Annotated in this window: 26 protein-coding genes and 1 other RNA gene; 13 read left to right on the forward strand and 14 right to left on the reverse strand. The window is 38.1% G+C overall.

Annotated features, from left to right (window positions below):
* Positions 1 to 17 precede the first annotated feature (17 nt).
* The 6 genes from HV560_RS00095 to HV560_RS00120 form a co-directional block, all read right to left on the reverse strand.
* On the reverse strand, positions 18 to 1244 hold the full coding sequence (locus HV560_RS00095) for a uracil-xanthine permease family protein (protein WP_176807333.1): 1227 nt from the start codon (positions 1242 to 1244) through the stop codon (positions 18 to 20).
* 96 nt (positions 1245 to 1340) lie between these two features.
* Positions 1341 to 2978 carry a CTP synthase gene (locus HV560_RS00100; RefSeq protein ID WP_159628476.1) on the reverse strand — a complete coding sequence of 546 codons (1638 nt, stop codon included), beginning with the start codon at positions 2976 to 2978 and terminating at the stop codon, positions 1341 to 1343.
* A 159-nt stretch (positions 2979 to 3137) separates the two neighbouring features.
* A complete protein-coding gene (locus tag HV560_RS00105) occupies positions 3138 to 3782 on the reverse strand; it encodes a hypothetical protein (RefSeq protein ID WP_176811877.1) in 645 nt (214 codons plus the stop codon).
* Positions 3783 to 4766, reverse strand: coding sequence for an HTH-type transcriptional regulator CysB (cysB, locus tag HV560_RS00110; protein ID WP_176809237.1), 984 nt, complete (start codon positions 4764 to 4766; stop codon positions 3783 to 3785).
* Positions 4763 to 5446 carry a pyrimidine 5'-nucleotidase gene (gene yjjG / locus HV560_RS00115; protein WP_176811878.1) on the reverse strand — a complete coding sequence of 228 codons (684 nt, stop codon included), beginning with the start codon at positions 5444 to 5446 and terminating at the stop codon, positions 4763 to 4765. The genes cysB and yjjG overlap by 4 nt, the downstream gene beginning before the upstream one ends.
* Before the next feature lie 72 nt (positions 5447 to 5518).
* Positions 5519 to 6412, reverse strand: coding sequence for a transcriptional regulator GcvA (locus HV560_RS00120; protein ID WP_159628480.1), 894 nt, complete (start codon positions 6410 to 6412; stop codon positions 5519 to 5521).
* 441 nt (positions 6413 to 6853) lie between these two features.
* On the opposite strand from HV560_RS00120, the gene rsgA reads away from it, so the two are divergent.
* The 4 genes from rsgA to HV560_RS00140 are packed head-to-tail and all read left to right on the forward strand — an operon-like array spanning position 6854 to position 9268.
* Positions 6854 to 7891, forward strand: coding sequence for a small ribosomal subunit biogenesis GTPase RsgA (gene rsgA, locus HV560_RS00125; RefSeq protein WP_159628481.1), 1038 nt, complete (start codon positions 6854 to 6856; stop codon positions 7889 to 7891).
* A 2-nt stretch (positions 7892 to 7893) separates the two neighbouring features.
* Complete coding sequence (rnhB, locus tag HV560_RS00130; RefSeq protein WP_159628482.1) at positions 7894 to 8490, forward strand: ribonuclease HII; 597 nt, start codon at positions 7894 to 7896, stop codon at positions 8488 to 8490.
* 12 nt (positions 8491 to 8502) lie between these two features.
* Positions 8503 to 8862, forward strand: coding sequence for an HIT domain-containing protein (locus tag HV560_RS00135; RefSeq protein WP_159628483.1), 360 nt, complete (start codon positions 8503 to 8505; stop codon positions 8860 to 8862).
* A gap of 1 nt (position 8863) precedes the next feature.
* Entirely contained in the window at positions 8864 to 9268 is a 405-nt protein-coding gene (locus HV560_RS00140) for a YcfL family putative periplasmic lipoprotein (protein ID WP_176811879.1), read from the forward strand.
* A gap of 165 nt (positions 9269 to 9433) precedes the next feature.
* Here HV560_RS00140 and HV560_RS00145 read toward each other — a convergent pair whose 3' ends face one another.
* The 4 genes from HV560_RS00145 to HV560_RS00160 all read right to left on the reverse strand — a co-directional run bounded on the left by HV560_RS00145 (position 9434) and on the right by HV560_RS00160 (position 12237).
* Positions 9434 to 9724: an HU family DNA-binding protein gene (locus HV560_RS00145; protein ID WP_225981410.1), complete on the reverse strand. Its 291-nt coding sequence runs from the start codon at positions 9722 to 9724 to the stop codon at positions 9434 to 9436.
* A 116-nt stretch (positions 9725 to 9840) separates the two neighbouring features.
* A complete protein-coding gene (locus HV560_RS00150) occupies positions 9841 to 10431 on the reverse strand; it encodes a YjaG family protein (protein ID WP_159628486.1) in 591 nt (196 codons plus the stop codon).
* A gap of 113 nt (positions 10432 to 10544) precedes the next feature.
* Positions 10545 to 11609, reverse strand: a complete 1065-nt coding sequence (gene hemE, locus HV560_RS00155) for a uroporphyrinogen decarboxylase (protein WP_176811880.1) — start codon at positions 11607 to 11609, stop codon at positions 10545 to 10547.
* Positions 11610 to 11679: 70 nt separating this feature from the next.
* The gene (locus HV560_RS00160) at positions 11680 to 12237 is read right to left on the reverse strand and encodes a UPF0149 family protein (protein ID WP_159628488.1); all 558 of its coding nucleotides are present in this window, start codon (positions 12235 to 12237) and stop codon (positions 11680 to 11682) included.
* A gap of 78 nt (positions 12238 to 12315) precedes the next feature.
* Between HV560_RS00160 and HV560_RS00165 the strand changes: the two genes are divergently transcribed.
* The 5 genes from HV560_RS00165 (at position 12316) to putP (ending at position 15865) form a co-directional block, all read left to right on the forward strand.
* Positions 12316 to 12609, forward strand: coding sequence for a cell division protein ZapA (locus tag HV560_RS00165; protein ID WP_159628489.1), 294 nt, complete (start codon positions 12316 to 12318; stop codon positions 12607 to 12609).
* Positions 12610 to 12708: 99 nt separating this feature from the next.
* Positions 12709 to 12896, forward strand: a non-coding RNA gene (gene ssrS / locus HV560_RS00170) — 6S RNA.
* A gap of 3 nt (positions 12897 to 12899) precedes the next feature.
* Complete coding sequence (locus tag HV560_RS00175) at positions 12900 to 13472, forward strand: 5-formyltetrahydrofolate cyclo-ligase (protein ID WP_176811881.1); 573 nt, start codon at positions 12900 to 12902, stop codon at positions 13470 to 13472.
* On the forward strand, positions 13469 to 14254 hold the full coding sequence (locus tag HV560_RS00180) for an IclR family transcriptional regulator (protein ID WP_159628491.1): 786 nt from the start codon (positions 13469 to 13471) through the stop codon (positions 14252 to 14254). The genes HV560_RS00175 and HV560_RS00180 overlap by 4 nt, the downstream gene beginning before the upstream one ends.
* Positions 14255 to 14350: 96 nt before the next feature.
* Positions 14351 to 15865 carry a sodium/proline symporter PutP gene (putP, locus tag HV560_RS00185; protein WP_176807345.1) on the forward strand — a complete coding sequence of 505 codons (1515 nt, stop codon included), beginning with the start codon at positions 14351 to 14353 and terminating at the stop codon, positions 15863 to 15865.
* A 76-nt stretch (positions 15866 to 15941) separates the two neighbouring features.
* Here putP and rsmI read toward each other — a convergent pair whose 3' ends face one another.
* Positions 15942 to 16814, reverse strand: coding sequence for a 16S rRNA (cytidine(1402)-2'-O)-methyltransferase (gene rsmI / locus HV560_RS00190; RefSeq protein ID WP_420371378.1), 873 nt, complete (start codon positions 16812 to 16814; stop codon positions 15942 to 15944).
* 73 nt (positions 16815 to 16887) lie between these two features.
* On the opposite strand from rsmI, the gene HV560_RS00195 reads away from it, so the two are divergent.
* Genes HV560_RS00195 through dolP form a run of 4 tightly spaced genes read left to right on the forward strand, consistent with a single transcriptional unit; the run spans position 16888 to position 20160 of the window.
* Positions 16888 to 18609, forward strand: a complete 1722-nt coding sequence (locus tag HV560_RS00195) for a penicillin-binding protein activator (protein WP_176811882.1) — start codon at positions 16888 to 16890, stop codon at positions 18607 to 18609.
* Positions 18584 to 18970 carry a YraN family protein gene (locus HV560_RS00200; protein ID WP_176809245.1) on the forward strand — a complete coding sequence of 129 codons (387 nt, stop codon included), beginning with the start codon at positions 18584 to 18586 and terminating at the stop codon, positions 18968 to 18970. The genes HV560_RS00195 and HV560_RS00200 overlap by 26 nt, the downstream gene beginning before the upstream one ends.
* Positions 18971 to 18975: 5 nt before the next feature.
* Positions 18976 to 19560: a D-sedoheptulose-7-phosphate isomerase gene (locus HV560_RS00205; RefSeq protein ID WP_176811883.1), complete on the forward strand. Its 585-nt coding sequence runs from the start codon at positions 18976 to 18978 to the stop codon at positions 19558 to 19560.
* Between the two features lie 9 nt (positions 19561 to 19569).
* A complete protein-coding gene (gene dolP, locus HV560_RS00210; protein WP_176811884.1) occupies positions 19570 to 20160 on the forward strand; it encodes a division/outer membrane stress-associated lipid-binding lipoprotein in 591 nt (196 codons plus the stop codon).
* 65 nt (positions 20161 to 20225) lie between these two features.
* Here the strand turns inward: dolP and argE are convergent, their stop codons facing one another.
* The 3 genes from argE to rdgC are packed head-to-tail and all read right to left on the reverse strand — an operon-like array spanning position 20226 to position 23116.
* Positions 20226 to 21371, reverse strand: coding sequence for an acetylornithine deacetylase (argE, locus tag HV560_RS00215; protein ID WP_176811885.1), 1146 nt, complete (start codon positions 21369 to 21371; stop codon positions 20226 to 20228).
* Between the two features lie 15 nt (positions 21372 to 21386).
* Entirely contained in the window at positions 21387 to 22181 is a 795-nt protein-coding gene (locus HV560_RS00220; RefSeq protein WP_176811886.1) for a DUF998 domain-containing protein, read from the reverse strand.
* A gap of 26 nt (positions 22182 to 22207) precedes the next feature.
* Positions 22208 to 23116 carry a recombination-associated protein RdgC gene (rdgC, locus tag HV560_RS00225; protein ID WP_176811887.1) on the reverse strand — a complete coding sequence of 303 codons (909 nt, stop codon included), beginning with the start codon at positions 23114 to 23116 and terminating at the stop codon, positions 22208 to 22210.
* Positions 23117 to 23160 lie beyond the last annotated feature (44 nt).

A 23160-nucleotide genomic window follows, 5' to 3' on the forward strand; every position in this document is an offset into this window, starting at 1 on the left:
TATCCTTTTGCTTTTGATTAATTTTCTAATTCTGTTTTCTCTTTTGGCAACACTAAATTCATAATAATTGCCGCTATCGCACACAGGCTAATTCCCTTCAATGAAAATTCGCCCACGTTGATAAACATTCCACCAATACCAAACGTCATCACAACAGACACAATACACAAGTTACGTGCTTGCCCCATATCAACTTTCGCACGAATCAGTGTACTCATACCAACAGCCGCAATTGATCCGAACACCAACATCATAATACCGCCCATTACTACGCCTGGAATAGTTTGTAGAAATGCCCCCACTTTTCCGCAAAATGAAATCGCAATTGCCCAACAAGCGGCCCACGTCATTACACGTGGATTGAAATTTTTAGTAAGCATTACTGCCCCTGTTACTTCTGCATAGGTTGTATTTGGCGGACCACCTAAAAATGCAGCCGTTGAAGTTGCAATACCATCACCTAATAAAGTACGGTGCAAACCTGGTTTATTCATAAAATCTTTACCTGTTACTGAACTGATCGCCATAATACCACCAACGTGTTCAACCGCTGGTGCTAATGCAATCGGTAATAAGTATAAAATCGCTTCTAATTTAAACTCAGGTGTCGTAATTGTTGGCAGGCTAAACCATTCTGCTTCAATCACTTTAGTAAAATCAATTATGCCATAGATAAGTGAAAGCAGATAGCCTACTAAAATCCCAAACATAATCGGCACCAATTTCATCATTCCTTTAGCAAACACTGCAACAATTAATGTTGCCACTAAAGTTGCCATCGAAATAATTAATGCGATATTTGGATCAATCTGCGTACCTTTTGCTAATGCCATATCGACTGCAACAGGTGCAAGCCCTAATCCAATGATGATAATGACTGGTCCAACAACCACTGGTGGAAATAATTTCTCAAGAATTTTCGTCCCTTTTAGCTTAACTAGCGTACTTAACAGGAAATAAACTAAGCCAGTGAAAACTAAGCCTCCCATCGTAACAGGAATGCCCCATTGTTGAACTCCGTATTGGATAGGTGCAATAAAAGCAAATGAAGAAGCGAGAAAAATAGGCACTTGCCCTTTAGTGCAAAGTTGGAAAAGAAGAGTACCTATCCCTGCGGTTAGCAAAGCGGTATTGGGATCTAAACCAGTAATTAACGGCATAAGAACTAAAGCACCAAATGCCACGAATAGCATTTGTAAGCCCACGAACGCTTGTTTAGGCGTACTATTAATTTGATTAGTCATTTTGTTTCAACTCTCTGTTTGAATTAACGAATGATAGATAGTCACAAGCGGTCAATTTCGCAAAAAATTAGCAAATTTAACCGCTTGTCAGCTGGATTAAGCCTTACGGCTTTCTTGATGTTCTTTGGCTGCTTTTACAAAACCAGCAAATAACGGGTGACCGTCACGCGGGGTTGATGTAAATTCAGGGTGGAACTGTGCTGCCACAAACCAACGGTGATTTGGTAGTTCAATAATTTCTACTAATTTGCGATCGGCTGATAGACCTGTTACTTTTAGCCCCGCCGCCTCAATTTGAGGCAATAATTTATTATTCACTTCATAACGATGACGATGGCGTTCTTCAATCGTTTCTGCAGCATATAATTCACGCACTTTTGAACCTTCAATTAAGTGGCATTGTTGTGCACCTAAACGCATTGTCCCCCCCAAGTCCGACTCATCAGAACGAGTTTCAACATTACCTTCTGCATCCTGCCATTCGGTAATTAAACCAATCACTGGCTGAGGACAGTTTTTATCAAACTCAGAAGAATTTGCTTCAGTTAAACCGGCTACATTACGAGCGTATTCAATTAAGGCAATTTGCATACCTAAACAGATGCCGAAGTAAGGAATATTATTTTCACGAGCATATTGTGCCGTACGGATTTTACCTTCGACACCACGATAGCCAAAACCACCTGGAACTAAAATACCATCTAAGCCAGCTAATAGTTCCGTGCCTTTGGTTTCAATATCTTGCGAATCAATATATTTGATATTCACCGTTAAACGATGGGTTAAGCCTGCGTGTTTTAACGCTTCATTCACCGATTTATACGCATCTGGCAATTCCACATATTTACCTACCATACCAATAGTTACCTCGCCTGTCGGGTTCGCTTGGCGGTATAGTACTTGCTCCCACTCTGAAAGATCCGCCTCTTGGCAGTTTAAGCGAAAACGCTCACATACAAATGAATCTAAACCTTGCGATTTCAATAATTCAGGAATACGGTAAATGGAATCCACATCTTTTAATGAAACGACCGCACGCTCTGGCACGTTACAGAATAAGGCAATTTTTTTCTTCTCGTTTTCAGGGATCGAACGATCTGAACGACAAATCAGCACATCTGGCTGAATACCAATTGAAAGCAACTCTTTCACTGAATGCTGAGTTGGCTTCGTTTTCACCTCGCCTGCAGTTGGAATATAAGGCACAAGAGTGAGGTGCATAAATAATGCTTTTTCACGACCGATATCGACCGCTAATTGGCGTAATGCTTCTAAAAATGGGAGGGATTCAATATCACCTACTGTGCCGCCAACCTCAACAATCGCCACATCACGACCTTTTCCACCTTCAAGTACACGTGCTTTAATTTCATTTGTAATATGAGGAATAACTTGAATTGTTGCCCCTAAATAGTCGCCGCGACGTTCTTTACGCAATACTTCAGAGTAGATTTTACCGCTGGTGAAATTATTCGCTTTGCTCATTTTTGAACGAATAAAACGCTCATAGTGACCTAAGTCTAAGTCGGTTTCCGCCCCATCTTCTGTGACAAACACTTCTCCGTGTTGAATCGGGCTCATTGTACCTGGATCGACATTAATATAAGGGTCTAATTTCATAATAGTGACATTTAAACCACGAGCTTCAAGAATAGACGCAAGCGAGGCAGCTGCAATACCTTTACCTAAAGAAGATACAACACCGCCCGTTACGAAAATATAATTCGTTGTCATTTTATTGCCTTTACTGATTAATTGGATTGGAAATAGGATTACATTCTCTCAAAGAGAACTATCAGGACGGGAGCATAGTCTACAGCAAGTTAGAAAAAATTGCTATCCTAAAAACGAACAAGCGGTTGCAAAATATTTACATTTTACAACCGCTTGTATTTATTTAACAAATCTGTCGAAAGTGAGCTCGTAATTATCGCCATCTCGGCTGTAGGCGATGTAGCGAGGGAATTTTTCGCCTTCAAATTTTTTTATCGTGATGTCTTTATTATCACTGGTTCGGAATTTATAGGTGATTTCTTGATAAGCCTTACCGCTAACTTTCACCTCTTTTTGTGATTTGAGTAGCTTCACATTCAGTGTTGGATACAACTTCTTACCATTCGTAGTTTGGAAACTTTCTGGTAATTTATCGTAATAACTTAGCTGGAATGCCGTAGTAAATAAATCATAAGTCGGCATAGTTAACGCTTCTTCTTTTAATGGCTCTTTTACTTTTCCGTATGTGACCGTTTTGGAATCAATCTCAGCCATTGCATAGGTTTTACCATTCCGTGTATCTCGATAACTTAACATATTAAATTGCCCATTTTTCTCTGTTCCTTTAGCAAGGAATACAATTTTATATAACGGCACATTAATTCTTGCTTGAATATCATATTTTCCTGCCTCGTTATTAAATTGAATATAGGCTGGCATTAAGTAATTTGAGCTGTATTTAATATGATAACTCTCTGCATAAGCGGTCGAAATTACCCCTAAAATCGCAAGAATCGCGGTTGTTAGTTTCTGCCAAATCTTCATCTATTTCTCCTCTAAAGATACTGTTTCAAACAATCTTGAGATTGCGTTGTTATCTCGTAATTGTTCAGCTTTCTCCACTTGCACTCGTGTTAAATGTGGCGAAAAATAATTAATAAAATCATACATATAGTTACGAAGAAAAGCTCCCCGTTTAAATGCAATTTGGGTCATACTTGATTGGAATAAATGGCTGGCATTGATTGCAACTAAATCTTTATCCGCTTCAGTGTGTGCCATTGATGCCATAATTCCAACCCCTAAACCTAAACGAACATAGGTTTTGATTACATCTGCATCGGTTGCAGTAAATACAATATTCGGCAATATACCTTCTTTATTGAATGCTTGATCTAAATCTGATTGCCCTGTAAAACCAAATGTATAGGTGATCAAATCATATTTACCTAGCTCTTCGACAGTTAAATTTTTACTTTGGTTCACAAAAGCTGCTAATGGATGGTTTCGCTTGACAATCACTGAACGGTTCCACCAATAACAAGGGAGTAAGATTGCTTCCTCAAACAAATATTGTGCTTCGGTGGTTATGGCTAAATCCACTTCTCCTGCCATTAAAGCATCATAAATTTGGCTTGGAGAACCTTGATGCAAATGTAAACTCACCTCTGGATAGCGAGCTTTAAATTTTTCAATCACATCAGGCAACATATAGCGAGCTTGGGTATTCGTTGTTGCAATACGTAGCACCCCCTTATTGGGAAGTGTTTGCTCCTGTGCTACAGATTTAATATTTTGTGCTTTAACTAATAATTCACGGGCAATTGCCACTATTTTCTCGCCTGTAGGCGTTAATCCTTTAACGTGCTTACCGTTACGTTCAAAAATATTAATCCCCAGCTCACTTTCTAATAAACGGACCTGTTTACTAATACCTGGTTGCGAAGTATAAAGCACCTCCGCTGCCTCAGTAATATTCAAGTTTTGATTGACTATTTCCACAATGTAACGTAGCTGTTGTAGTTTCATTCTTGTGTTCCTTCTACAATCTCAATAATTTGACTGATTGTGTTAATGGCATAAGTTGGCTTAATATCAGTATCATTTTCCAAATTAAATGTATTGAGCCAGCAAGTATCGATACCTGCATTGTTCCCACCTAAAATATCAGAGGAAAGAGTATCGCCCACCATCAGCACTTTGCTGCGATCAAACTCGCCCATTAAGGCAAAAGCATAATCAAAAATTTGACGATCTGGCTTAGCAAAACCAATCTTCTCAGAAATCACCACAATATCAAAAAAATGTGAAGTCTGAGTATTATCCAAACGCTTTTGCTGTAATGCGGTAAAACCGTTGGTGATAATCCCCATTTTTACTTTACCAAATAAAGCATTCAATGTGTCAATAACACCGTCTAATGGTTGGCTAACTAATGCCATTTCCGCCATTAATTCTTGATTGAGCCTTAATGGATCAACTCCTGTTTGTTCTGATAATTTCGCAAAACGGCGTCTTTGAATATCTTGTGCTGTGATTTCATTATTTTGATAAGCAATCCAAAGCGGTTTATTGATTGCTTGAAATTCTTGATAAGACTGCTCGCTAAAATCAATCTGATAGCGAGCTAACATTTTTTTCAAGCCTAAATAAGAATTAAATGAAAACAAGGTTTCATCCGCATCAAACAATACCCATTGGTATTTCATAATTTTCCTTTTTAAACAACCAGTGCAAGCGGTCACATTTTAATAATTTTTTGTAAAAAAAGATTGTAGATATTAAGCACTGCACTCTGCCATTTTTTGTTGTATCCATTCAACGAAACATTTCACTTTTTCTACCTGTGCTGATTGAGGTGAATAAACAACATAGAATGATTTTTCATCAAAAAGTGACGTCGGGAAAGGCTCAATTAATGTGCCTTTTTCAATTTCGTGCTGTGCTAAAATTTTATTCGCAATTGCCACGCCCTGCTGGTGCATTGCCGCTTGCAACACCATAAAGGTATGACTAAAAATAGCGCCCGTTTCTGCCTCAACTTTATCTGCGATATTAAGATGTTCAATCATTCTTTTCCACTTATTATAAGTAGAAGAATGTAGCAAATGCTTATTAATTAAATCTTCTGCTGAGTGAATACGATTTTGCGACAAATACTCTGGCGATGCCAAAATCACAATGCGAGATTCAGTTAAGCGGATAGACTCCAAATCCTGCCAATCACCTTTACCATAATAAATCGCTACATCGGTTTCTTTACCCAATAATCCTTCATCTTGATCCACACCTTTAATACGCACTTCAATCTCAGGATATTTTTTATTGAAATCCGCTAGGCGTGGTACTAGCCAATGCATACCAAAAGTTTGAGGTACGCTAATAGTTAGAATTTGGCGTCTACTCTGTTGGCGAACTTTATCGGTTGCTAACCCAATTTGTTCCAATAAAGGCTGCACCTCGTAGAAATATTGAGCACCTAACTCAGTTAATTCTAATAAACGGTTACGGCGATGAAATAGCGAAACACCTAAAAAGTCTTCCAATAACTTAATTTGATGGCTAACAGCGGCTTGGGTTACAAAAAGATCTTCTGCCGCTTTAGTAAAATTCAAATGGCGAGCAGCAGATTCAAATGCTTTTAACGCATTTAATGGTGGGAGTTTTTTGTTCATAGTACTCAAATATAATTAACTACCTAATCAAAATAAAAGTAAGCCCATTATTTTTTCTGATAGTTAAAATAAAAAAAATTCGGTTGATGGCTAAAAGTAGAAACAATAGAATACTATTCATACTTATTGGATAGTCTTAGAATTTATTCTATATCTAAATTTTAAGTATGATGTTGTGTTTGCATATTGGTCTAGGAAACTAGACTAGAGTAACGACGTTACTCGTTTCACTTCCTGTATATTTTGAACCATATTGGTTTATAACCGCCTAATTATTAGGGCGGTTTTTTTATTTATAAATCTCATTAAAACGAGAGAGTATTCTATATTATTCATTATATTTATTCTAGCTTTATACTCTTTTATTCTTTCACTTTATCTGTTATAAAAATAGGTTTTATAGTATTCTAACACTATAGTTTTTAATAACAGAGCATTCCTTTGAGTAAACTGAGATTAACCCAGAATCAACAACGTAGAATTAAATCTAATCATCATAAACGCATCAATAAAAAAGAAATTGAATGGCAAGATGAAATGTTAGGCGAAATGCAACAAGGCATTGTTGTGACTCGCCACGTAAAACACGCTGACGTCGAGACCCAAGAGGGTGATATTTTTCGTTGTAATATCCGCCGTACATTAAAAAATGTGGTAGTAGGTGATCGTGTCTCTTGGCGTAAAGGCAGCGAGCAACTACAAGGCATTAGTGGTGTAATTGAAGCTGTTTTTCCACGTAAAAATGAGCTTACTCGCCCAGACTATTACGATGGCATAAAAATAATGGCATCAAATATCGATCAGATCATTATTGTTTCAGCGGTTGTACCTACACTTTCATTGAACATTATTGATCGTTATTTAGTGATTTGTGAAACTGCCAATATTCCAGCACTTATTGTGCTTAATAAAATTGACTTACTTGATGAAACTGAACGAAAAGCGGTTCAAGAGCAGTTAAAAATTTACGAAAACATTGGCTATGAAAACCTTTGTTTATCCGCCGACACCGGCGAAAATATGCACGCTTTACATCAATATCTTGCGAAAGGCACATCGATTTTTGTTGGGCAATCGGGCGTAGGAAAATCAAGTCTAATCAACCAACTTTTACCAGAGGTGAATGCACTAACAGGTTCTGTAAGCGATAATTCAGGCTTGGGGCAACACACGACCACCGCTTCACGTTTGTATCACTTACCACAAGGCGGTCAATTAATTGATTCGCCAGGTATTCGTGAGTTTGGGCTATGGCATTTAGAGCCAGAGCAAATTACCTTAGGCTACCGTGAATTTCAATCCATATTAGGCACTTGCAAATTTCGTGATTGTAAACACAAAACCGATCCAGGCTGTGAATTAAGACAAGCGGTCGAAAATGGTCAAATTTCTGCAATTCGATTTGAAAATTATCATCGCTTAATTGAAAGTCTTTCAGAAACTAAAAGCCAACGCCATTTTAGAAAAGAAGAAGTATAATAATGAATGAATTTGTATATCCTAATGCAAAGTTAATTGCAGGCGTTGATGAAGTTGGGCGTGGGCCTTTAGTTGGCGCGGTTGTTACTGCGGCAGTTATTTTAGATCCAAATAATCCAATTAAAGGATTAATGGATTCCAAAAAGCTATCAGAAAAGAAACGTTTAGCATTAGCTGAAGAAATTAAAACAAAAGCACTGAGTTGGTCTCTTGGTCGAGCGGAACCTGCTGAAATTGATGAATTAAATATTCTCCACGCAACTATGCTAGCAATGCAAAGAGCTGTTAATGGTTTACATATTCAGCCTGATTTTATCTTAGTTGATGGCAATCGACCACCCCAATTTTTAGTGCCAACGCAAGCGGTAGTGAAAGGGGATAGTTTAGTCGCTGAAATTAGTGCAGCCTCAATTATTGCTAAAGTTGCACGAGATAGTGAAATGAACGAATTAGACAAGCAATTTCCACAATACGGTTTTGCAAAGCATAAAGGCTACCCAACTAAGTTGCATTTTGAAAAATTAATCGAATTTGGCGCAACGCCTTATCATCGTAAGAGTTTTGCCCCTGTAAAAAAAGTATTAGGTTTAATTGGCTAGAAGGAAAATTTTATGACGACAGAGTACCAAGAAACTATTTTTACTAAAATTATCAATAAAGAAATTCCTGCAAATATTGTCTATCAAGATGATCTTGTAACGGCATTTCGAGATATTTCTCCACAAGCACCAACTCACATTCTCATTATTCCGAATAAATTCATTCCCACGGTTAATCACGTAACTGGCGAAGATGAATTGGCATTAGGACGCTTATTTACGGTTGCAGCGAAATTAGCAAAAGAAGAAGGAATTGCAGAAGAGGGTTACCGTTTAATTATGAATTGCAATAAAAACGCAGGGCAAGAAGTATTCCATATTCATATGCACTTACTTGGTGGGCAAAAACTAGGTCCATTAGTGGCAAAATAATATGCGTTTATCCTATTTTAGTTTTACAATTTTTTCACTTTTTTTGACCGCTTGTACCAGTAAACCAGTGAGCTATTTACCGACAAGTTCAAAACCTATTGTGAATATTGAAGCCGACATTGCAGGAAAAATCAAGCTTGATACTAACGGAAAAACTTTTAGTACTACTAACTTGACCAATTTTCCACTTAATGTGATTTATAAACTCTTTTGGTATGATAAAGATGGTGTTACTCAATCACCCGATGGCATCTCAGCACACTCTGGTTGGCAACATTTATGGCTACAACCTAAACAAAAGCAAACAGTGGTATTCATCAAACCAACAGCAGAGAGCCAACATTATCGCCTTTATTTACGGAGTTTACACAAGCAGAGTGAAAAACATCTGAGCTCAAAAAATTAGACTTTTAATTCAATTCAAGGCTGCGTTCTGTACTCTACAGGGCTCAGTCTTTTGTATTTCAAACTAGGATCATTATTTTAGCCATAAAAAATCTGCACCTCAAATGGTTTCTAATCCATTTGAGGTGCAGATCATATTTATCTAGGCTTTTTGTTGCTAAAAGATTTATTTTACTAAGTCTTTTAATGCTTTACCTGAAACAAATGCAGGTACTTTAGCCGCTGCAATTTTAATTTCTTCACCTGTTTTTGGGTTACGACCAGTACGTGCTTTACGCTCATTTACTTTAAAAGTACCGAAGCCGATTAATTGAACAGGGTTACCTGCTTTTAAGCTTGCAGAGATTGCATCAAGAGTGGCTTCTAATGCTGCTTTAGCTTCTTTCTTAGTTAAATTTGCATCTGCTGCGATAGCATCGATTAACTCAGTTTTGTTCATAGTTTTATCCTCTAAGATAGTGTTTTGAATAAATGACGTAAAACGCCTGAAAAGTTATTGAAACCTTGCCATAGCTTAATTCAAAGTTCAGATTTGTCAAAGTATTATTATACAAGATTCTATAAATATTGATGTCATTGATTGATATTTAACCCGATATTACTAATGCCACTACGTCTAATTTCATCTTTCAACTCAAAAATGAGATCAAGATCACGGTTTTCACAGTCATTGAGTAACCGATAGATTTGCCATTGCACATCTAGCTCTTCTTGAATGTCCTCTGAATTTTTCAATTCTTGCTCGCTGAGTTCTTTGTCTTGTTGCATTTCTAAGTAGCTTGCAACTGTTCCTAATGAAATTTGGCTAATGCGAATAGCTTGTTCTAAAGTGGCGCCAGCAATAATACTATGCAGCAATTCAGAAAGAGCTTCACAGGCTTCTTGAGCAGGTAAAACACCAAAAAATGCATATTCATTCACATCGGGAATGATTTCTTCTAATTTCTCTAATTGGTTATCGAAATTAATTTTCGCCCCTTTTACCGTTAAAAACTCCCAAACTAAGTTTAAAATATTTTGGAATACTTTAGCTTTTTCTGGTTGCTCGGTCATCTCACAGAAAAGCTGGTAATTTGGGAACATTCTTTCGCACAAACAAGCCATAAAGGTGATATTTTGCCAAGGCTCAAAGCGTTCCATACGTTTATGAATTGGGTTTCGCATTTTACTTTCTCTTTTATTTAGCGCTTTCGATTGTCAGTGAGGGAAACAAATTTGCAAAGTTTTGTAAAAAAATAACCGCTTGTTCCTTTCCCACAAAGAGAGCGGATTATACATTATAGGTGATACTGTTTTGAGTAATGATGAATCGCATCAACAAATACTTTTGGGCTTTCTACTGGCACATCTAAGTGAATGCCGTGCCCTAAATTAAACACATGCCCACTGCCGCTACCAAAACCAGCAAGAATATGCTTCACTTCTTGTTCAATACGTTCGGGCCTTGCGTAAAGCACGCTAGGGTCCATATTACCTTGCAGTGCCACTTTATTGCCGACACGCTGGCGAGCATCAGCAATATCTACTGTCCAGTCTAAGCCGATGGCATCACAGCCTGTTTCTGCAATCGATTCTAACCATAAGCCACCGCCTTTAGTAAAGAGGGTAACAGGCACTTTTCGTCCTTCATTTTCACGGATTAAACCCTCAACAATTTTATGCATATAATGTAAAGAGAATTCTGGGTAGTCGTTATGTGCTAACACGCCGCCCCAAGTGTCGAATACCATTACCGATTGTGCGCCCGCTTTGATTTGTGCATTTAAATATAAAATTACGCTATCTGCTAATTTATCGAGTAATTTGTGTAGAAGTGTTGGGTCAGCGTAAAGCATTTTTTTGATTTTGGTAAATGCTTTGCTTGAGCCACCTTCAACCATATAAGTTGCTAATGTCCAAGGGCTACCAGAAAAACCGATTAACGGCACGTCGCCTTTTAATTCACGGCGAATAGTGCGTACGGCATTCATAACATATTGCAACTCACCTTCAGGATCAGGAATTGGAAGGTTGTTTACATCAGATAATGTTTGGATAGGACGAGCAAACTTCGGGCCTTCGCCTGCACCAAAACTTAAACCCAAGCCCATTGCATCGGGAATAGTCAGAATGTCAGAGAATAGAATAGCGGCATCTAATTCATAGCGACGTAGCGGTTGTAAAGTCACTTCACAGGCTAAATCTGCATTGCGACAGAGCGACATAAAATCGCCCGCTATGGCACGAGTTGCTTTATATTCAGGTAGGTAACGCCCTGCCTGACGCATCATCCATACGGGGGTCATATCCACAGGCTCACGTAAAAGGGCTTTTAAATAGCGGTCGTTTTTAAGTTCAGACATCATTTTTTCCTTTCATTTTTCTGTAAGGGCGAAATACATTTGCAAAGTTTTGGTAAAATTTAACCGCTTGTTAATGTAATTGAGGCTTTGGTTCTGCTTTAGCGATACCCAAAGCAAAATGACTATGTAAAAATAGTGCTAAAACACGCAAATATTCTAACACTTCTTCGCCTGCTTCAAGCAGCTCCTCATTGTTATCCTCATCATTGTAACCTAATTTTGCAATTTCATCTAAATCATCAATCGCCTCACCGACTTCATCTGTTTCTTGTTGGAGTTTGGGTTGAGCTACGCCTAAGCCAAGTAAGAAGCTGTTTGCCCATTGGTAGATGCCATCTGCAAGGGCAAAACCATCTTCTTCATTTTCAGGTAGCCACAGACTAAATAGCGTATTGGTTTCCAAAAAACTTTCGGTGAGCTGTTGATAAAACTCGGTAAGTTTTGTTAGCGGTTCAACTGAAAAAGCGTGCCCGTCATGAGTAAATTGATAGGTTAAGGTTTTCCAAGAGTCATCTTGAATTCCACCTGCAATTAATCCGCATAAGAAACCATGAAACTCTGCTGGTGTATCTTCAATCTGTAATTGAGTGATTAATTGTTTAAATTCTTGAGGGGTTTTTATAGCCATAATTGCATTATTTGTGATTTTACTAAAGAGTGGCATAATATAGCAAAAATTTTGCGATTAAGTGAGGATTTCATATTTATGTCGGTAAATAATATTGAGCTACAGATTTTTGGACAGGTTTTACGCTTGCAATGCCCTGTTGACCAACAAGAAAATTTACTGGCTTCAGCAGAGCGTTTAGAAGCGCGTGTGGCAATATTGAAAGAGCAATCTGGCATTATTCAGCTTGAAAAAGTATTAGCCATCGTCGCCCTGAATTTGAATTACGAATTAGAGCAGGCTCAGCGTCAAAATGCAGAAAATAAAAATGTATTAGTTGCTTGTATTGAGCAACTCGATCACTCTCTGAGTAAATTACAATCTAATAGTTGATTTTTAACCTATTCGATTAGGAATAGTGCTAAAGATTGAGCATTTGCAATTTTATTTTACTAAATACTAGGAAAAATCATTAAATTCCGTTACTATAAATCTTGCCTGGGGTGTGCGTTATTGGTTACGTCCCTGAGCCGATAATTTGAAACTTTGAGTTGGATATTTATTGCTGGTGAGCAAGCTTACCTTGAATCAAGAGTAAGAAGCCTAAAAGCAGTTACATTTGACTCCCTTGAACCAACTGGTTCAAGGACCATTACTAGTAGCGGCATCTCGGGTACTTATATATGAATAGTTCTACTGCTCTTCGTAATCAACTAAGGCATCTTATGCGGGTTAAACGCTCCAGTTTAACCAAACTACAACAGGCACAAGCTGCTCAATCACTTATCCCACAAGCGATTTCTTTAATTGAATCTTACCAAGTATCACATATTGCATTTTATTTACCTTTTGATGGCGAAATCTCCCCGTTACCTTTAATGAATTATTTGCTTGAACAAGGCAAAAAAATCTATTTGCCTATTCTTCACCCTTTTACAAGCGGTCAATTATTGTTTTTAAATTACGATTGCAAAACTTCCTTAAAATTTAACCGCTTGAGAATTCAAGAGCCTGTGTTGGATGTGAGAAAAATCATTCCTCTACAAGAATTAGAAATGATTTTTACGCCATTAGTTGCGTGTGATAAAGCAGGGAATCGTTTAGGTATGGGCGGCGGTTTTTATGATCGAACGCTTGCTCAAGCACCTCATATTATCCGTGTTGGATTGGCTCACGAGTGCCAGCAAGTAGAACAATTGCCGATAGCGCATTGGGATATGCCGTTACATCATATTATTTTGGGAGCATCCAGATGATTGAAAAAAAAGAGAAGGAATCCACAGGAAACCAAAGTTTAATTCGAGGTTTAACTCTTTTAGAGTTATTAGCACAATTTCCTAACGGCTGCCCATTAGCCCACTTAGCTGAGCTTTCAGGCTTAAATAAAAGTACGGTGCATCGTTTATTACAAGGCTTGTTGCAAGAAGGGTATGTTCGTCCAGCACCAACTTCAGGCAGTTATCGTCTCACGACAAAATGCTTGGCTATTGGGCAGAGAGCGTTAAGTTCAATTAACATTCTACATATTGCCGCCCCGCATTTAGAAGCGTTGAATTTAAAATTGGGGGAAACAGTTAATTTTGCGATGCGAGAGAAAGATCACGCTATTTTAATCAATAAATTGGAAGCGACGACAGGCTTAATGCGTACGAGGGCTTATATCGGGCAACAGTTACAATTATATTGTTCTGGTATGGGAAAGCTTTTCTTAGCTTATAATTCGGTTGATTATATACCACAATATTGGCAAGCAAAATCCTCCATTATTCAACCACTGACCATTAATACAATAACCACGATTGAAGGGATGAAAAAAGAGCTGGAAACGATTCGTGAACGTGGTTTTGCAATGGATGACGAAGAAAACGAATTAGGTGTTTCTTGCATTGCTTGCCCGATTTTCGATCATCAACAGCACGTACATTATGCGGTGTCGGTTTCACTTTCCACTGCCCGTTTAAATCAGTTAGGGAGAGAAAATTTACTGCCTGCAATTCAAGAAACGGCAGAAAAAATTTCTGCAGAGTTAGGTGGATAGTAATTTTATATTGCTATTTTGATTATTTTAGGTAATCTTGCAGCTATTACAAAATGTGGTTTTTTATGAAATAAAAATGTTGAGGATTTATTAATAATGTTTGGTTTTGACCCAACAACAATAACGTTTGTTGTTTATATTTTAGGTATGATTGCAATAGGTTTTATTGCTTATCGTGTTACAAATAATCTTTCAGATTATATTTTAGGTGGTCGCCGTTTAGGGAGCTTTGTAACGGCCTTATCAGCAGGTGCATCAGATATGTCGGGATGGCTACTGATGGGATTACCTGGTGCGGTTTACGCAGGCGGTTTGATCGAAGGTTGGATTGCGGTTGGTTTAACGATTGGGGCTTATTTGAACTGGAAATTAGTGGCTGGCAGATTGCGTTCTCATACCGAGCATAGTGGTGATGCGTTAACGTTGCCTGAATATTTCCATAATCGATTTGGCGATAAAACCCGTTTAATTAAGATTTTATCAGCGGTCATTTTTTTACTTTTTTTTGCAATTTATTGTGCATCAGGTGTTGTAGCTGGCGCTAGAGTATTTGAAAATCTATTTGGATTACCGTATCACCAAGCGATTTGGTATGGTGCAGTAGCCACTATTCTCTATACCTTTATTGGCGGTTTCTTAGCCGTAAGCTGGACAGACACCATTCAAGCTTCATTAATGCTTTTTGCTTTAATTCTAACCCCTCTTTTCGTAATGTATAACTTAGGTGGTTTTGATGAAATGCAAGCCTTAATCGATCGTGCAGGCGAAATGGCACAAAAAGATTACAATGATATGTTTACTGGCACGAGCGTATTAGCCGTTATTAGTCTAATGGCGTGGGGGCTAGGCTATTTTGGACAACCGCACATTGTAGTACGTTTTATGGCAGCTGAAAGTGTAAAATCGCTAGAGAATGCACGCCGTATTAGTATGACGTGGATGGTAATTTGCTTAGTAGGTGCAATTGGGATTGGTTATTTCGGTATGGCGTATTTCTTTGGCCACCCTACTCAAGCAGCTAACGTGAACCAAAACCCAGAACAAATTTTTATTGAATTAGCAAAACTGTTGTTTAATCCTTGGGTCGCAGGTATTTTATTGTCGGCCATTCTTGCTGCAGTAATGAGTACGCTTTCTGCTCAATTATTGATTTGCTCTAGTGCAATTACTGAAGATTTGTACAAAGGTATTTTACGTCCTAAGGCATCAGATAAAGAATTAGTTTGGTTAAGCCGCTTAATGGTGCTCGCCGTGGCTGTGCTTGCCATTTATATTGCCCAAGATCCTGATAGTAAAGTATTTGGTTTAGTTAGCAATGCGTGGGCTGGTTTTGGTTCTGCATTTGGGCCTGTCGTTCTTCTTTCGCTCTTCTGGAAACGTATGAACGGCTTTGGAGCAATTGCTGGAATGCTAACAGGAGCGTTAATTGTTCACTTCTGGGCAGATATTACGCTTAAATTAGCATTACCTGAAATTTATTCTATGATTCCAGGCTTTATTACTGCCACAGTGATGATTATTGTGGTATCGCTCATCACACCAGCACCAAGCAGAGAAATACAAGAAACGTTTGAACGTGCCAATAACGCGTATTTAGATGAGATAAAATGATATAAAAAAGTGGCTTAAGGTATATGCTTTAAGCCACTTTTTTGCAAAAAATCCTTAAAAACTCACCGCTTGTATGCTATTGAAAATGTGCCAAGCCATATTGATATAACGCATTTTTCTTATATCCAAAGGTTTCTGCCACAATGCTTGCCGCTTTTTTCAATGGAAGAGTTTGACAAAGTAGTTCAAGTAATTTGATTGCTTGTTTGGAAAACTCTTCCGCCACGTGGTGTGACTTTCCTTCAACAATGAGCACAATCTCACCTTTAATACGGTTACTCTCTTCATTTAGCCATTCAATTAAGTTACCTAATTGATCGCTGTAAATGGTTTCCCAAGTTTTGGTGATTTCACGCGCCATCACGATATAGCGTTCTTCACCAAAGATTTTTTGCATATCCGCAAGGGTATCTAAAATGCGATGCGTGGATTCATAGAAAATTAGCGTACGAGACTCATTTTCTAATTCAGTTAATTTATCGCAACGGGCTTTTGTTTTGGCGGGCAAGAATCCTTCAAAACAAAAACGGTCCGAAGCAACGCCAGAAGCACATAAAGCAGTAATAGCGGCACAAGCACCAGGAATGGGTACCACTTTCACACCCGCTTGACGGCATTGACGGACGAGGTGAAAACCTGGATCACTAATAAGCGGTGTGCCAGCATCTGAAATTAATGCAATATTTTCTCCTTTTGCTAATTTTTCGACTAAAACGACCGCTTTTTGCTGCTCATTATGGTCGTGTAAGGCAAAAAATGGCTTTTTAATACCGTAATGGCTAAGCAATAAACCACTATGACGAGTGTCTTCAGCAGCAATTAGATCAACAGAGGAAAACGTGTCTAATGCTCGTTGAGTAATATCGCCTAAGTTGCCGATTGGCGTTGCCACAATGTATAAAATACCGTAGCTTGGAGAGATTTCAGATGAATTTTGTCTGTTTTTCATTTGCTTTTAGCTCATTTGATAAGTAAGATTTCACATTAAATTTAGCACATTATATTCTATCGAGGAAAATACAATGGCAACTATTTTAAATCAAACAATGAAAAAGGCATTTTTGCCAACGGTGATCGCATTATTTATTTCTGCTTGTACATCACTAAACCCTATTACTGAGTCCATCAAAGATGAAGCTTATTCAAGCTCAGAATTCTATCTTAATAAGGCAGAGCAAGCCAAAGAGAAAGAAGATAAAATCTCTTATCAACTTTTGGCTGTGCGTAAATTAATTGATGAAAACAAAGAATATGAAGCACAAAATACCTTTAGTGAGATTATGGCATCAGAAATGAACGAGGTGCAAAAGTTAGAATATGCGTTAGTGTATGCACAACTTGCCGCTTTACAAGGTAAAAATGAGATGGCAGTGAATCAATTAAGAGATATTCCGCAAAGTCTGTTAAGTTCTGCACAACGTGTACGCTATATTCAAACTCAAGCTCGTATTGCGGCAAATAAGAATGATGCGATTGGGGTTGTGCGTGCGAGATCGCAATTAAATGATTATTTCCGAATGAATCGTGAACGTCAGGAAAATAACGATATTATTTGGAGAGTCCTGCGTGATGCTAATCGTGGTATGTTAGAGAAAGCGGTTGCTGAAGCAGGTGAAATTGAGTTTGCAGGTTGGTTGGCGTTAATTAACATCTATAACCAAAATATGACAACACCAACACAAATACCACAGGCATTTAATAACTGGAAAAATCAATATCCAAGTCATAGTGCCGTTACGCTTATGCCAACAGAATTACAAGGTGTGAGTAATTTTCAGCAAACCCAATTAAATGGTGTTGCACTATTATTACCGTTAAGTGGTGATGCTCAGATTTTAGGTGATATTATTAAACGTGGTTTTGATGATGCCAAAGCAGGCGATTCCACAGCAGTACAGACTTTTGATACCAGCACTTCAGACGTAAATTCATTAATTGCTCGAGCAAAACAGCAAGGGGCAAACATTATTGTTGGACCGCTATTAAAATCTCGCGTAGATGAGATGCTATTAAGCCATGAAATTCAACATATTAATGTATTAGCGCTTAATTCGACTGAAAACGCACGCAATATGGCACAGGTTTGCTATTATGGTTTATCTCCTGAATCTGAAGCTCAAGCAGGTGCAGAGAAAATGTATAATGATGGTCATAGTATTGCTGTAGTTGCTGCTCCACAAGATGATTTTGGACACCGTTCAGCAGAAGCCTTCGCTAAACGCTGGCGTCAACTAACAAATACAGATGCAGATGTGCGTTATTACAATCAGCCACTTGATTCTGTTGCTACCATTCAAAATACAGGAGTAACGAAAGCTGGATTGTATATTTTAGGTAATGCAGGACAAGTAGTAGAAATTAAGCAAGGCATTGATAACTCTAATTTGAAAGATCGCCTAGCAATGTATACTTCATCTCGCAGTAATTCTCCAAATAATGGTATTGATTTCTATACCATAATGGAAGGGGTAAAATTCAGCGAAGTGCCTTTATTAGCGGATACATCTTCTAGTAAATTCCAAAAAGCGGAAAATTTAGCGAATAGTGATTTCTCAATGATGCGTTTATATGCAATGGGTGCAGATGCGTGGTTACTCGCAACTAAATTCAATGAATTACGCCATATTCCAGGTTATAAAATCTCAGGCTTAACAGGTGAATTAAAAGCAGGGCAAAATTGTAATATTGAACGTAGTTTATCTTGGATGCAATATCAAAATGGGGCTATTCAACAAGCTTATTAATCAAAAAGAGGCGAGTAAACGGCAGCAAGGTGCGATTTATGAACAAAAAGCCCGTGTTTTTTTAGAGGAAAAAGGATTTCGTTTTGTTGCTGCCAACCAATATTTTAGAGGCGGAGAGCTTGATCTGATTATGCAAGATGGAGAAACTACCGTTTTTGTGGAAGTTCGTCAGCGTAAAAATAATCGTTTTGGCTCAGCAGTTGAAAGCATTGATTACCGAAAACAACAAAAATGGCAAAATGCGGCAAATATGTGGTTGCTCAAACAAAATAAAAGTTTAGAGACTGCAAATTGTCGCTTTGATGTTGTTGTATTTGAAGGCAATCAGCCTCCAATATGGATCCCTAACTTTCTAGGTTAGATAAGATGTTAAATAAAATACAAGATAGATTTAGCGAAAGTATTCAAACCCAAATTTCTGCAGCAGAGTTATTGCCGACTAAATTAAGTGAAGCGGCAAACCGCATTGTAGCGTGTTTATTACGTGGGGATAAAGTGATTGTATGTGGACACGGGCGTTCTTATGGTAATGCGGCGTTATTAGTTAGCCACTTACTTCATCGATATGAATTAGCAAGACCCAGTTTTTCTGCCATACAATTGCAACTCAACGGTATATTAGCTGGCGTTTTTTCTCAAGATAATGAGCTAGATTCCGTATATAAAAAACAATTACAAGCAGTTGCTAAAGCGGGCGATTTATTCATTGTATTTTCACCTATTGGCAATGAAGAAAGTATATTGCAAGCGATTCATACAGCTAAAAATCACCATTTAGATTTAGATATTATCGCATTAACTGGCAGCAGTAATGATCACACTCTCGGATTATTAGATGAAAGTGATATTGAAATTTCAGCCCCCTCAACTAATGAATTAAGAGTCATTGAAAGCCATCACTTTTATACGAATTTATTATGTGAACTTATCGATCATTTACTTTTCTCTTAGGGAGAGATTATGAATAATTTAGTGAAAAAATGTCTTAAAGTAAGTTTGTTCATCTCAGGCTTTATTGCTTTACAAGGTTGTATTGCGACGGCGGTAGTCACATCAGCTGCGATGGCAACTAAAGTAGCCACCGATCCCCGTTCAACGGGTACACAGGTTGATGATGAAATTTTAGAAGAGAAAGTCGCTTACAACATCAATAAAGATGGGCAGATTAAAGAAGAGGCTCGTATTAATGTAGTCGCTTATAACGGCAAAGTGTTATTAATTGGTCAAGCTCCAAGTATGGACGTGGTTGAAAATGCGAAAAACCTTGCAGCAGGTGCTGACGGCGTAACTGAAGTTTATAATGAAATTAGACAAGGCGAAAAAATCGGTTTTGCTCAAATTACACAAGATAGCTGGATAACCACCCAAGTAAAATCTAAACTTTTAGTGAATGGCAAAGTGAAAGCAACGGAAGTAAAAGTCGTTACTGAAAATGGCGAGGTCTTTTTAATGGGCAAAGTTAGCCAAAGCCAAGCGGATGAAGCAGCCGAAATCGCACGTAATATAAGTGGAGTAACAAAAGTAGTTAAAGTATTTAGTTATGCACAATAGCAAAAAATACGGCAAATTTAACCGCTTGTAAAATAGTGTTCAAAATTTGGACCCTATTTTTATCTTTATCGACAGAAGTGATAAATCAACTTTGTTAATAACTCTTTTGTCGGTTCAATATATTTCATTTCTAAAAATTCATCAGGCTGGTGAGCTTGCTCAATTGAGCCTGGTCCTAGCACGAGTGTAGGGCAGAGTTGCTGAATAAATGGGGCTTCGGTGCAGTAATTTACCGCATCACATTTTTCACCTAATAATTTTTCTACCACTTGTACGATTTGGGCGGAGTGTTCGCATTCATAGCCGGGAATGCCGTCGTGTATCGGGCGGATTTCGATTAAATCACCATATTGTTCAATCATTGGTTTTAAATATTCATCAACCATTGCATATAAATCTGCTATAGCCATATTGGGTAATGGTCGCATATCAAACTGTAATTCACAGCAAGCACAAATGCGGTTGATGGCATCACCACCACGAATGTTACCGAAGTTCATTGTCGGGTGAGTGACTTGGAAGAGCGGATTATGATATTTTTCTTTCAGGTCATCACGCATTTTCATCAAGTAGCCGATAGATTCGTGCATCAACTCAATGGCATTAATCCCTTTGCTTGGGTCACTTGAATGTCCGCTTCTTCCTGTAATTCTAACAGATTCGCCTAAATGTCCTTTGTGAGCACGAATTGGCTTAAGTGAGGTTGGTTCACCAATAATGGCACAGTCGGGGCGAATATGAGTATGTTGAGCAAAAGTTTTTGCTCCAAGCATTGTGGTTTCTTCATCTGCTGTGGCTAAAATACGGATTGGCTTTTTGATTTGACTTAGGTCAATTTGGCTTACCACTTCTACTACAAAGGCGAAAAAGCCTTTCATATCTGTAGTGCCTAATCCATAGAGTTTGCCCTCTTTTTCGGTAAGTTTGAATGGATGAAACGTCCATTTTCCATCGTCAAATGGCACGGTATCAGTGTGTCCTGCCAGTAATAATCCGCCTTCGCCCTCGCCATAGGTTGCAAGTAAATTGTATTTATTACGGCTGCCTTCTACAGCTAAAATATCCGTTTTAAATCCAAGATCTGCAAGCCAATTGGCAAGTAATTCAATTAAAGCACGGTTAGATAAATCATTTTCTGCGACTAAACTTGAGATGGTTGGGAGCTCAATTAGCTGTGCGTAGCGGTTAATAAAAGGAATCTTGTGTTTCATCGTCTATCCTGCGGTTTATCCTATAGGGCGAGTTAATGATGGGATATTTCTTAATCGTTTAATAATGGCAAATCCTGCTAAAATTTCCCATATCATAATGGTGTAAATTCCCATACGTTCAATTAATGGACTAAAAATGGTTGGTAAGAACATCGTGACTAAAATACAACTCACCCCAATCATACCTGCGGCAATACTAAAGTGTTTAAAAAAACGTATAGTTGGGTGGTGAATATCTAGCCCTACCATAATCAGAGTTAAGTTACCAATTAAAAAGGTAATGCTTGCGCCTAAATTGTAAATGCCAAATTCACCACGAGAATTTGGCTGAATACCAGACACTAAAGAACAACCAATTGCAAAAAAGAGGGCTAAAATTAAGCCAATAACTCGCCGTTTATTATCAGCAATATGTGTAATGCCGATTGCATAAATAAAGAAAAAAACGACCGCTTGCACCATAAAAATAATACGCATTACCAGCGAAAGTGGCGAGAGTTCGCTAAGTTTATCATCAATCATTGTGCTAACAGGCACGAGTAATTCTAAGGTGCTGTGATGGAAATAAGCGGTGAGAGATCGTTCACTAAATAAAAGAGTGAAATGCTCTGCTATCAAATAAAATAGTCCGCTAAAGCTAGAAACAATAGCTGTGATAAAAATTAAACACTCATAGCTTTTGCGAAAGCAAGGGTGCATTAGCAGAGGGTAAAACTTCACACCAAACGAACCGCTTGTAAAATAGTTTTCCACGGCGTCTAAAGCAAAGAGCAATTTTTGAACGATATTTTTAATCCACTTTATTGTCATAATTACCTTTTGATTAATTCTTTTTCCTAAATTCTTGATTTAATACCGCCAAACTCCTCAATCAATTTAGCTATAAAGAGCTTTAATTCTTCCGTCATCAATAAGAAATCCGCATCAAATCGTTGAGCGACATCCTCTTTGAGAATATCATCATTTTTCTCACGCACTTCATCGGCAAATTTTAGGCGAGATAGCACGCCATCTTCATTGAGAACACAAGAGAGATGCGTTTCCCACTCAATTGCAATTTTTGTGATAAATTTGCCCGCTTGTAGGTGCTGAGCAATTTCTTCAGTCTCCAAATCTTGGCGTTTACAGCGAATAATACTATCGGTATCAAAAGATTTTAGCTCTGCTTCTTCCAATAAATTCAACCAACTTGGCGTATGCCCTTTCGCGATCCAGTTTGTCATCACTTCTGCAGGCGGCAGTGTGAACGAAATGGGCACAACAGGCAACGAGCCAAGTGTTTTCCGCAACAAAGCAAGCGTTTCTTCCGCTCGTTTGCTGGAGGCAGTGTCAATATAAATCAGCTGGCTATCTAAATCTAACCAAATTGCGGTGAATTGATGTTTGCTAAATGCACGAGGCAAAAGATTAGCAACAACTTGGTCTTTCACGGCTTGCTTTTCGGTCTTTTTAAGCTGACGAGCCTCTTTTTCTTCTAATTCGGTAATGCGTTGCTCGGTTTCTACTTTCACCACATTAGCTGGCAGTAATTTATCTTCTTTGTGTGAAATGAGCAAAAATTGGTTGCCTTGTGAAAAATAGAGTAAATCAGCATCTTTTAGTGGGCTAGACCAACCGAATTTACTCATATCATACTGAGTACAAGGGGTGAATTTCGTTTCTTGCAGTAAATTATCAAGTTTTTTGCCCTCCAGCGAAAGCTCACTTGTTAATTTATAAACCATCACATTTTTAAACCAAACCATTTTGCATATCCTTTAAAGGTGTATAATAAAATATTTTAACAGAG

Source organism: Mannheimia pernigra, from assembly GCF_013377995.1.
Taxonomy (GTDB): Bacteria; Pseudomonadota; Gammaproteobacteria; order Enterobacterales; family Pasteurellaceae; genus Mannheimia; species Mannheimia pernigra.

Bases quoted from the DNA above. Each gene is read 5' to 3' on its own strand.
- HV560_RS00175 (WP_176811881.1), top strand. From the start codon at position 12,900: ATGAATAGTTCTACTGCTCTTCGTAATCAACTAAGGCATCTTATGCGG.
- HV560_RS00100 (WP_159628476.1), bottom strand. From the start codon at position 2,978: ATGACAACGAATTATATTTTCGTAACGGGCGGTGTTGTATCTTCTTTA.
- HV560_RS00120 (WP_159628480.1), bottom strand. From the start codon at position 6,412: ATGAACAAAAAACTCCCACCATTAAATGCGTTAAAAGCATTTGAATCT.
- argE (WP_176811885.1), bottom strand. From the start codon at position 21,371: ATGAAACACAAGATTCCTTTTATTAACCGCTACGCACAGCTAATTGAG.
- HV560_RS00135 (WP_159628483.1), top strand. From the start codon at position 8,503: ATGACGACAGAGTACCAAGAAACTATTTTTACTAAAATTATCAATAAA.
- HV560_RS00150 (WP_159628486.1), bottom strand. From the start codon at position 10,431: ATGCGAAACCCAATTCATAAACGTATGGAACGCTTTGAGCCTTGGCAA.
- rnhB (WP_159628482.1), top strand. From the start codon at position 7,894: ATGAATGAATTTGTATATCCTAATGCAAAGTTAATTGCAGGCGTTGAT.
- HV560_RS00140 (WP_176811879.1), top strand. From the start codon at position 8,864: ATGCGTTTATCCTATTTTAGTTTTACAATTTTTTCACTTTTTTTGACC.
- rdgC (WP_176811887.1), bottom strand. From the start codon at position 23,116: ATGGTTTGGTTTAAAAATGTGATGGTTTATAAATTAACAAGTGAGCTT.
- HV560_RS00180 (WP_159628491.1), top strand. From the start codon at position 13,469: ATGATTGAAAAAAAAGAGAAGGAATCCACAGGAAACCAAAGTTTAATT.
- HV560_RS00160 (WP_159628488.1), bottom strand. From the start codon at position 12,237: ATGGCTATAAAAACCCCTCAAGAATTTAAACAATTAATCACTCAATTA.
- putP (WP_176807345.1), top strand. From the start codon at position 14,351: ATGTTTGGTTTTGACCCAACAACAATAACGTTTGTTGTTTATATTTTA.
- yjjG (WP_176811878.1), bottom strand. From the start codon at position 5,446: ATGAAATACCAATGGGTATTGTTTGATGCGGATGAAACCTTGTTTTCA.
- HV560_RS00165 (WP_159628489.1), top strand. From the start codon at position 12,316: ATGTCGGTAAATAATATTGAGCTACAGATTTTTGGACAGGTTTTACGC.
- HV560_RS00095 (WP_176807333.1), bottom strand. From the start codon at position 1,244: ATGACTAATCAAATTAATAGTACGCCTAAACAAGCGTTCGTGGGCTTA.
- HV560_RS00205 (WP_176811883.1), top strand. From the start codon at position 18,976: ATGTTAAATAAAATACAAGATAGATTTAGCGAAAGTATTCAAACCCAA.
- rsmI (WP_420371378.1), bottom strand. From the start codon at position 16,814: ATGAAAAACAGACAAAATTCATCTGAAATCTCTCCAAGCTACGGTATT.
- HV560_RS00220 (WP_176811886.1), bottom strand. From the start codon at position 22,181: ATGACAATAAAGTGGATTAAAAATATCGTTCAAAAATTGCTCTTTGCT.
- HV560_RS00200 (WP_176809245.1), top strand. From the start codon at position 18,584: ATGGGGCTATTCAACAAGCTTATTAATCAAAAAGAGGCGAGTAAACGG.
- HV560_RS00105 (WP_176811877.1), bottom strand. From the start codon at position 3,782: ATGAAGATTTGGCAGAAACTAACAACCGCGATTCTTGCGATTTTAGGG.
- dolP (WP_176811884.1), top strand. From the start codon at position 19,570: ATGAATAATTTAGTGAAAAAATGTCTTAAAGTAAGTTTGTTCATCTCA.
- HV560_RS00195 (WP_176811882.1), top strand. From the start codon at position 16,888: ATGGCAACTATTTTAAATCAAACAATGAAAAAGGCATTTTTGCCAACG.
- cysB (WP_176809237.1), bottom strand. From the start codon at position 4,766: ATGAAACTACAACAGCTACGTTACATTGTGGAAATAGTCAATCAAAAC.
- hemE (WP_176811880.1), bottom strand. From the start codon at position 11,609: ATGTCTGAACTTAAAAACGACCGCTATTTAAAAGCCCTTTTACGTGAG.